This window comes from Streptomyces rugosispiralis, from assembly GCF_024505145.1.
Taxonomy (GTDB): domain Bacteria; phylum Actinomycetota; class Actinomycetes; order Streptomycetales; family Streptomycetaceae; genus Streptomyces; species Streptomyces rugosispiralis.
In genome coordinates this window covers 43417-51695 of sequence record NZ_JANIAA010000056.1, presented here as the reverse complement: position 1 = coordinate 51695, position 8279 = coordinate 43417, and the positions used below count along the sequence as shown (strand labels likewise).

Annotated in this window: 9 protein-coding genes; 8 read left to right on the top strand and 1 reads right to left on the bottom strand. The window is 70.9% G+C overall.

Going from position 1 to position 8279, the window contains the following annotated elements:
• The first annotated feature begins 74 nt into the window (after window positions 1-74).
• The 8 genes from NP777_RS43165 (at window position 75) to NP777_RS43130 (ending at window position 6956) form a co-directional block, all read left to right on the top strand.
• Window positions 75-731, top strand: coding sequence for an HAD family hydrolase (locus NP777_RS43165; RefSeq protein WP_256655670.1), 657 nt, complete (start codon window positions 75-77; stop codon window positions 729-731).
• Window positions 732-755: 24 nt separating this feature from the next.
• Entirely contained in the window at window positions 756-1964 is a 1209-nt protein-coding gene (locus NP777_RS43160) for an MFS transporter (protein WP_256655669.1), read from the top strand.
• Window positions 1933-3105: an acetoin utilization protein AcuC gene (locus NP777_RS43155; protein ID WP_256655668.1), complete on the top strand. Its 1173-nt coding sequence runs from the start codon at window positions 1933-1935 to the stop codon at window positions 3103-3105. Before NP777_RS43160 ends, NP777_RS43155 begins: the two co-directional genes overlap by 32 nt.
• A 152-nt stretch (window positions 3106-3257) precedes the next feature.
• Entirely contained in the window at window positions 3258-4073 is an 816-nt protein-coding gene (locus tag NP777_RS43150; protein ID WP_256655667.1) for a phosphatase, read from the top strand.
• Window positions 4074-4202: 129 nt separating this feature from the next.
• Complete coding sequence (locus tag NP777_RS43145; protein WP_014053989.1) at window positions 4203-4412, top strand: helix-turn-helix domain-containing protein; 210 nt, start codon at window positions 4203-4205, stop codon at window positions 4410-4412.
• A gap of 128 nt (window positions 4413-4540) precedes the next feature.
• Window positions 4541-4639 carry a 30S ribosomal protein bS22 gene (locus NP777_RS43140; protein WP_003948845.1) on the top strand — a complete coding sequence of 33 codons (99 nt, stop codon included), beginning with the start codon at window positions 4541-4543 and terminating at the stop codon, window positions 4637-4639.
• 212 nt (window positions 4640-4851) lie between these two features.
• Window positions 4852-5895 (top strand): NAD-dependent epimerase/dehydratase family protein, encoded by a 1044-nt coding sequence (locus NP777_RS43135; RefSeq protein WP_256655666.1) that lies wholly within the window; start codon window positions 4852-4854, stop codon window positions 5893-5895.
• 14 nt (window positions 5896-5909) lie between these two features.
• Window positions 5910-6956 (top strand): lysophospholipid acyltransferase family protein, encoded by a 1047-nt coding sequence (locus NP777_RS43130; RefSeq protein ID WP_256655665.1) that lies wholly within the window; start codon window positions 5910-5912, stop codon window positions 6954-6956.
• Between the two features lie 55 nt (window positions 6957-7011).
• On the opposite strand, the gene NP777_RS43125 is transcribed toward NP777_RS43130, so the two are convergent.
• Complete coding sequence (locus NP777_RS43125; RefSeq protein ID WP_256655664.1) at window positions 7012-8256, bottom strand: DUF5667 domain-containing protein; 1245 nt, start codon at window positions 8254-8256, stop codon at window positions 7012-7014.
• Window positions 8257-8279: the final 23 nt, after the last annotated feature.

The window sequence follows — 8279 nt, the reverse complement described above, 5'->3', positions numbered from 1 at the left end:
ACTTTACGAAAAGCCCGGTTGGGAGCTTTGGCTCGCAACCGGGCTTTTCGCATTTCTGTTTGTAGGCTGACCACATGCGCTATGACCTGGTCATCTTCGACAACGACGGAGTGCTCGTCGACAGCGAGCCCATCTCCAACCGGCTGCTCGCCGCCTATCTCACCGAGTTGGGGCACCCCACCAGCTACGAGGACTCCATACGCGACTACATGGGCTCCGCCATGCATCGCGTCCACGACCTGGTCCTCGAGCGCTCGGGCCGGCGGCTTCCGCCCGACTTCGACACCACCTTCCACGGCCGGGTCTTCGACGCCTTCCGCCGCGAGCTGCGGCCGGTGGCGGGTGTGGCCGAGGTGCTGGAGAAGCTGCGGGCCGACGGCGTCCCGTACTGCGTCGCCTCATCCGGAAGCCATGAGCGGATCCGCGTCGCCCTCCGTACGACCGGGCTGTACGACCTCTTCGACGAGGACCGCATCTTCAGCTCCGAGGACGTGGGCCGGGGCAAGCCCGCCCCGGATCTGTTCCTCCACGCCGCCGAGCGCATGGGCGTCGTGCCCGAGCGCTGTGCCGTCGTCGAGGACAGCCCGCTCGGGGTCCAGGCCGCCCTGGCCGCCGGGATGGATGTGTACGGCTACACGGCCATGACACCGGCCGCCAAACTCGCCGCGGCCCGGGGCCTCTTCGTGGAGATGGCCGAACTGCGAGGACTGCTCACCTCTACCCACAAGTAGCCCAGGGCCGTACGCTCCACGGCCATGACGGATTCGCGTCCGAGCCGCCGGCTTCGGCAAGGCCGGGCCTCATTGGCCATCAGCTTCTTCGTCCAGGGCGCGATCTTCGCTCTGCTGGTGACGCGCATACCCGCGCTCCAGGACCGGTACGGGATATCCGATGGGCTGCTGCCCCTCTTCCTGGCCGCCGTGCCGATCCTCGCCGGGGTGGGCAGCGTCGGAACCGAGCATCTCGTCAAGCGGATGCGTCCGGGGCTGGTCCTCCGCCTGGTGCAGCCCATCGTCTCCCTCGCCCTGCTGTCCGCCGGATCGGGGACCACGGTGTGGCAGCTCGCCGCGGCGCTCGCGGTGTTCGGGCTGACGGTCGGGGCGCTCGACGCGTCGATGAACATGCTGGGGGTGAGCCTCCAGCGCGCGTACGGGCGCAGCATCATGCTCGGTTTCCATGGCGCGTACAGCCTGGGCGGGATCGCCGGGGCCTCGCTCGCCTGGGTGGGGGCGCACTGGGATCTGCCGCTGCCCACGCTCTACGCGCCGCTCGTGGCCACCCTGGTGCCCGTCGCGCTGATCGCCAGCCGCTGGTACGTCGACCACCGGGGCGCCGAGCCGACCGAAGTGGTGCGGAACGAGACCACCGTGGGCATGCGGGCACTGCTGCCGCTCTGTCTCGTCATGGCCTTCGCCTACATCGGCGACTCCACCGTCTCCAACTGGAGCGCCAAGTATCTGGAGGACGTGCTGCACAGCTCCGAGCAGCTGGCCACGGTCCCGTACAACGTCTATATGGTCACCACGCTCCTCGGCCGTTCCTTCGGCGACCTCGGGGTGCGGCGCTTCGGGGCGGTCGCCGTGGTCCGGGCCGGGGCGCTGCTCGCGGGCGGCGGCTTCGCGGTGGTCGCGGCGGCGCCCGGGGCATGGCTGGGGATGGCCGGGTTCACGCTGCTGGGGCTGGGGTTGTGCGTGCTGGTGCCGCAGACCTTCGCGGCCGCGGGGCGGCTCTTCCCCGGGGCGTCCGACGTCGCCGTCGCGCGCCTCAACATCTTCAACTACGTGGGCTTCCTGATCGGCTCCCCGCTCGTCGGCGCGCTGGGCGGGGCGTGGAACTACCGTGTGGCGATGCTGGTGCCGATGGCGCTCGTGCTGATGACGATCCGGTATGCGAGGTCGTTCAGCCCTGTACCAGCCGGATACGGTGACGGGCATGAGCGGCCGCGCACAGTTGATGTGGGATGAGGAAGTAACCGGATACGACTTCGGCGCCGGGCATCCGATGGACCCGGTGCGGCTGGCGCTGACCATGGGGTTGGTGCGGGCGTTCGGGCTGGACCGGGCGGTCCGGGTGGTGGCCGCCAAGCCGGCCGGGGAGTCGACGCTGCGCCTGGTCCACGGGCAGGAGTACATCGAGGCGGTACGGCGCGCCTCGGCCGCCCCGGAGGCGGCGGACGGCTCGTACGGCCTCGGGACGATCGACGATCCGGCCTTCGCGGGGATGCACGAGGCGTCCGCGCTGATCGCCGGGCAGTCGGTGGGCGCGGCCGAGGACGTATGGCGCGGGGAGGCGCTGCACGCGGTGAACTTCGCGGGCGGGCTGCACCACGCGATGCCCCGGGGCGCGTCCGGGTTCTGCATCTACAACGACGCGGCGCTGGCGATCGCGCGGCTGCTGGAGCTGGGGGCGGAGCGGGTCGCGTACGTGGATGTGGACGTCCACCACGGGGACGGGGTGCAGGCGGCGTTCTGGGACGATCCGCGGGTGCTGACGATCTCGCTGCACGAACACCCCCGGACGCTGTTCCCGCAGACCGGCTGGCCGGAGGAGACAGGCGGGGAAGGCGCCGAGGGCTCGGCGGTCAATCTGGCGCTGCCGGCCGGGACCTCGGACGCGGGCTGGCTGCGGGCCTTCCACGCGGTGGTGCCGGAGCTGCTGGCGGCGTTCCGCCCGCAGGTGCTGGTGACCCAGCACGGCGCGGACACCCATGTCGAGGACCCGCTGGCCCACTTGGCGGTGACCGTCGACGCGCAGCGGGCGGTCGCCGAGAGCTGTCACCGGCTGGCGCATGAGCACGCGGACGGGCGCTGGATGGCGCTCGGGGGCGGCGGCTACGCGGTGGTGGACGTGGTGCCGCGGTCCTGGACGCATCTGGTCGCGATCGCGGCCGGGCGGCCGGTGGAGGCCACCACGCCGGTGCCGGAGGAGTGGCGGCAGGAGGTGTACCGGCGGACCCGGATGGACGCGCCGCGGCGGATGACGGACGGGCGGGAGCCGGTCTGGCAGGACTTCCACGAGGCCGGGTACGACCCCGCGGACCGGCTGGACCAGGCGATCCTGGCGACGCGCCGGGCGGTCTTCCCGCACCGCGGGCTGCTGCCGTAGAAGCCCCGTGGAACGGAAGCCCCGTGGAACGCCCCGTACCACGGCTGGGCGGGGTCCGAACCACGGCCGCGGCCACGTGGCCGTTACGCCAACCGTGGGGTCTGCCCGCGTATCCGGGCGGCCCACGGGCTCCGTCCGCCAGCATCGGTGGCGTGTCGAGTACCGCGGCGCTGCGTGCGCATCTGCTGGCGGCGCGGCTCGCCGGTCCCGTGGCGACGAGCCGGGAGGAGAGCCTGCGCCGCTATCGGCTCTTCGCGGCCCGGGACCCTCGGGTGCTGCTCGGGCTGGAGCCCGAATACGACTGGTCCTTTATGGAATTGCTCGGCCTGATGGGTGAGAAATGCGGGGTTTCGATCGATCCGGCCAAAGTTTCGGGGCCGGATGTGATCGATCCGGAGCTGACGATCGCCGCGCTGGACGCCTTCGCGGACCGGCTGCGCGGGGCCGCCCGAGACCGGCTCCCGGTACTCCTCGGCACCGGCCATCCCCACCGTCTCCTCGGCTTCTACGCCGCGTTGGCGTCGGCGCTCTCGGCGGCGGGTTGCCGTGTCCTCACTCCCGCACGGGGTAGATGTATCGACATAACGACGCGGTTTGGCGTACGTACTCACCGGCTCGCCTACGTACGAGGTGTCGCGATGGTGCGGGCGCCCGGCGCTCGCCCGACCGCGAGTGAGCCGGGCGCCCACAGCCATTCGCCGCTCCCGGTTCGGGTCGCCCTGGGCCGGGCCGCGGAGTCCGGCGGGCCTCTGCCGGGGCTCGTCATCGGGGACCACGGGTGGGTCTGCGGAGCAGGTCAGCTGGGCTTTGAGGCCATCGGTCTCGGTGACACGGACGACCCCGCGCTGTTCGTCGGGGAGGCCGAGGGGCGGGTGTCCGTCGCCGTTCCGCTTGATGACGGTGTGCGGTCTGGTTACTACCGGCCGATTACTCGCTATGTACTCAATCGAGCGTGTCTGTCACAGTAGGCGTCCGATCGCTACTCCTCTTCCCCACTTGCATCACCCGCCCCTAACCTGGGGTGGAGCGCGCATGCGACCAGGAGTCACCGGAGGGGAAGCCGGTGCCCGACATGTGCGGAAGGTTCAGGTGTTGTCATGGCTGCTGGCGAACGGCCTCTGAACGAGGTTCAGTTTCTGACCGTGGCGGAAGTCGCCTCGGTGATGCGAGTGTCCAAGATGACCGTGTACCGATTGGTGCACAGTGGTCATCTGCCGGCGATCCGGGTGGGCAGGTCTTTCCGGGTCCCAGAGCAAGCGGTTCATGAATACCTCCGCGAATCGTATGTGGGGGTGGAGTCCGCCTAGGCCGTTTCCGGGCCTGGGGAGGACCCTCGGATTACGTGGTTCGCTCGGTGCCGGGTAGGCTGGCCCGATGTAGGTCGTGTGGGCTCGGACGCCCCGCACCGAGTGATTCGAAGTGAGCGAGGGTAGTCGTGGGCTCTGTTATCAAGAAGCGGCGCAAGCGGATGGCCAAGAAGAAGCACCGCAAGCTGCTCAAGCGCACGCGCGTCCAGCGTCGCAACAAGAAGTAAGCAAGCGACGCTGTGTTCGTCCCGCAGCCCTTCCACCACCGGTGGGAGGGCTGCGGTGCGTGGGCGGCACCGGTCTGAAGCCACGTTCGCCCCTTTGGCCCCGGCTTAAAACGTCGTACCGCGCGGCGAGTGGTCATCACAGGGCAAGATCGAGCGGTTACGGTGTTCGGCACAGCCCAGCTCGGACGAGGGTGGGAAGGAAGGCGCTGATCTTGGGAAAGGTCGTGCTCGTCACCGGAGTCGCTCGTCGGCTGGGAGGCCGTTTCGTCCGGCGCATACAGCGCGAATCCGATGTGGAGCGGGTGATCGGCGTGGACGCCGTACCGCCCGAACACCACCTCGGCGGCGCCGACTTCGTCCGGGCCGATATCCGTCATCCCACGATCGGGAAACTGCTCGCCGAATACGGCGTCCACACCGTCGTCCACATGGATATCAACGGCACTCCGCTGGGTGCGCGCGGCAATCGCGCCTCGGTCAAGGAGACCAATGTCATCGGCACCATGCAGCTGCTCGGCGCCTGCCAGAAGGCCCCGTCGGTGCAGCGGCTGGTGGTGAAGTCCAGCACCAATGTGTACGGCTCCGCGCCCCGCGACCCCGCCGTCTTCAGCGAGACCACCCCGCCCAAATCCCTGCCCAGCGGCGGCTTCGCCAAGGACACCGTCGAGGTCGAGGGCTATGTCCGCGGTTTCGCCCGGCGCCGCCCCGATGTCGCGGTGTGCGTGCTGCGCTTCGCCAACATCCTGGGGCCGTGCGCGGACTCCCCGCTCGCCGAGTACTTCGCGCTGCCCGTGCTGCCCACCGTCATCGGCTACGACCCGCGGCTGCAGTTCGTCCATGAGAAGGACGCCATCGAGGTGCTGCGGATCGCGGCCTCCGAGCCGCGCCGGTCCACGCTCAACAGCGGCACGTTCAATATCGCCGGAGACGGGGTGCTGCTGCTCTCCCAGGCCGCCCGGCGGCTCGGCCGCCCGACCCTGCCACTGCTGCTGCCCACCCTGCGCTGGGCCCGCACCGCGCTGAGGTCCCTCGGCATCACCGACTTCTCGCCCGAGCAGATCCGGCTGCTCACCCACGGCCGGGTCGTGGCCACCACCCAGATGCGCGAGACCCTGGGATTCGAACCCGAGCACACCACCGCCGGCGCCCTCGCGGACTATGCGCACAGCCGCGGCCCCGGGCTGCTCCCGCCCGAGACCCTCGCCCGTACCATCGATCGGCTCGCCGCGCTGCTGCCCGCCGGCGCCCAGCCTTAAGGAGCGCAACCACCATGGCGGACGCCAAGGTCATTCCGTTCGGTGAGGAACCCCGGTCGTCCCGGAGGAAGGTCCCCCGGCTGGGCCGCGGCGGCCGCTCCCAGGGCTCGCTCAAGCCCGTACCCCAGCAGCGCGACGAGGCGCTCGAGCAGCGCCCCCAGACGGCGGCCGCGGCCGTGCCGCCCCTGCCGCCCGACCCGCCCAAGCCCGCCCCGGGCAGCGGCGACTGGGAGCGCAAGCTGGCCCACGGGCTGAACTTTCTGCGCCGCCGGATCACCGGGGACTACGAGGTCGACGACTTCGGGTACGACCACGACCTGACCGAGCAGGTGCTGATGTCCCTGCTCCGCCCGCTGTCCGACAAGTACTTCCGGGTCGAGGTGAAGGGGATCGAGAACATCCCCGACAGCGGCGGCGCGCTGGTCGTCGCCAACCACTCCGGGGTGCTGCCGCTGGACGGGCTGATGCTCCAGGTCGCGGTGCACGACAACCACCCGGCCAAGCGCCATCTGCGGCTGCTCGCGGCCGATCTGGTCTTCGTGCTCCCGGTCATCAACGAGCTGGCCCGCAAGGCCGGGCACACCCTCGCCTGCGCCGAGGACGCCCAGTTGCTGCTGGAGCGCGGCGAGGTGGTCGGGGTGATGCCGGAGGGCTTCAAGGGGATCGGCAAGCCGTTCTCGGAGCGGTACAAGCTGCAGCGCTTCGGACGGGGCGGCTTCGTCTCGACGGCGCTGCGCGCGGGGGCGCCGATCGTGCCGTGCTCGATCGTGGGCGCGGAGGAGATCTACCCGATGGTGGGGAACGCGAAGACCCTGGCCCGGCTGCTCGGCATCCCGTACTTCCCGATCACGCCGACCTTCCCGCTGCTCGGGCCGCTGGGAGCGGTGCCGCTGCCGACGAAGTGGACCATCCAGTTCGGCGAGCCCATCCCCACGGACGGGCATCCGCCGGAGGCGGCGGACGACCCGATGCTGATGTTCAACCTGACCGACCAGGTACGAGAAACGATCCAGCACACGCTCTATAAGTTGCTGGTGCAGCGGAGGTCGGTGTTCTTCTGAGGAACGTGTACCTGGCGGGGGGGGGTGCGCCGCACACCACCCCGCCAAGGCATTTTCACCTCGTGTCGTCGCCGTCGATGCTCAGGCCCGGCAGCAGGTCCGGGAGCAGCGGGGGGATGGTGATGTCCGGCTGGGACGGCTTGCTGCCCGGGTCGCCCTTGCCCGTGGACGGGCTGGGGCTCGATCCACCGCCGAGCGGTGGGTCCAGCAGATCGCCGGCCCCGCCCACCAGGCCGCCGCTCTGGCTGTGGGTGCTCGCCGAGGACGACGGGTGCGGCCGGGGGGCCGTCTTCTCGTCGGTGTGGCTGCCGCTCGGGGTGGCCGAGGCGGACGCCGTGCGGTCGTCCGGGTCCAGCCCGCCCGCGCGCTGCGGCGCGCGGCCGGGCTGCGGGCCGGACTGGGGCTGCTGCTCCTTCTTCGTGGGCAGCAACGCCCGCAGCGGACCGACCTCTTGGTCTATGGCGTCGAAGACCGAGCTCACCTCGTCGCCGACATCCATGAGCTGGACCGGCAGCCGCTCGCGAAGCCGGCTCCAGCCGTCGCGGTGGGCCTGGGAGAACGTGGACAGCTGCTGGATCGGGCCGAGCGAGCCGTCGCGCTGATAGACCTGGTGCAGCAGCCGGTGGCCCTCGGAGGCGTCATGGCGCATCCCGGCCAGGACCCGGCGGATCTCGCCCAGCGAGTCATGGTCCAGATCGCCGGTGCGGGTCCGCTCCATCAGGCGGCGCGCCTCGCTCATCCGCGTGGACGCCTGGTCCAGATAGATCCGGCCCCGGTCGGCGTCGCCGTCCGCCATCTCCAGCTTGAGGTCTTCCATACCGCGCTTGAACCCATAGAGGGTGTCGCCCGGCAGCGCGTTCGAGCTGGCCGCGGCGACGCCGCCGAACGCGCCCGCCGCCACGCCGACCGTGAGCCCCCCGGCCGCCAGCCCCTTGGACCAGCGGGAACGGGGGCGGAATCTTGCCACCGGGGGTTTGGCCCGGTGGGCGCCACTGGGGCGGCGCCGCTGCTCGGGCACGCGCGGCGCCCCCTCGGCGAAGGCCGCCTCCATGGCGGCGAGCAGCTGCGCCCGCTGGGTGGCGCGGACCTCCGGGTCCAATGTCGGTGCCGGCAGCTCGCCCAGCCCGCTCGCCAGGGCCAGCAGCCGTCTCCGCTCGGCGCTCTCCGCCGATGGGGAACCTGGCTGTTGCTGCGGCGTCTCGTCCCGGGCGGCCTGGTGGTTGCTCTCCAGGGCCTCCAGGGCCTCCAGGGCCTTGGCGAAGGCGTTCGCCCGCCGGTGTGCCGATACGTTCGCGATCACAGGCGGCACCTCCTCTCGTCGTG

Excerpts from the sequence above, each read along its gene's own strand:
- NP777_RS43145 (WP_014053989.1), top strand. The coding sequence starts at position 4,203 with ATGGCTGCTGGCGAACGGCCTCTGAACGAGGTTCAGTTTCTGACCGTG.
- NP777_RS43130 (WP_256655665.1), top strand. The coding sequence starts at position 5,910 with ATGGCGGACGCCAAGGTCATTCCGTTCGGTGAGGAACCCCGGTCGTCC.
- NP777_RS43160 (WP_256655669.1), top strand. The coding sequence starts at position 756 with ATGACGGATTCGCGTCCGAGCCGCCGGCTTCGGCAAGGCCGGGCCTCA.
- NP777_RS43155 (WP_256655668.1), top strand. The coding sequence starts at position 1,933 with ATGAGCGGCCGCGCACAGTTGATGTGGGATGAGGAAGTAACCGGATAC.
- NP777_RS43165 (WP_256655670.1), top strand. The coding sequence starts at position 75 with ATGCGCTATGACCTGGTCATCTTCGACAACGACGGAGTGCTCGTCGAC.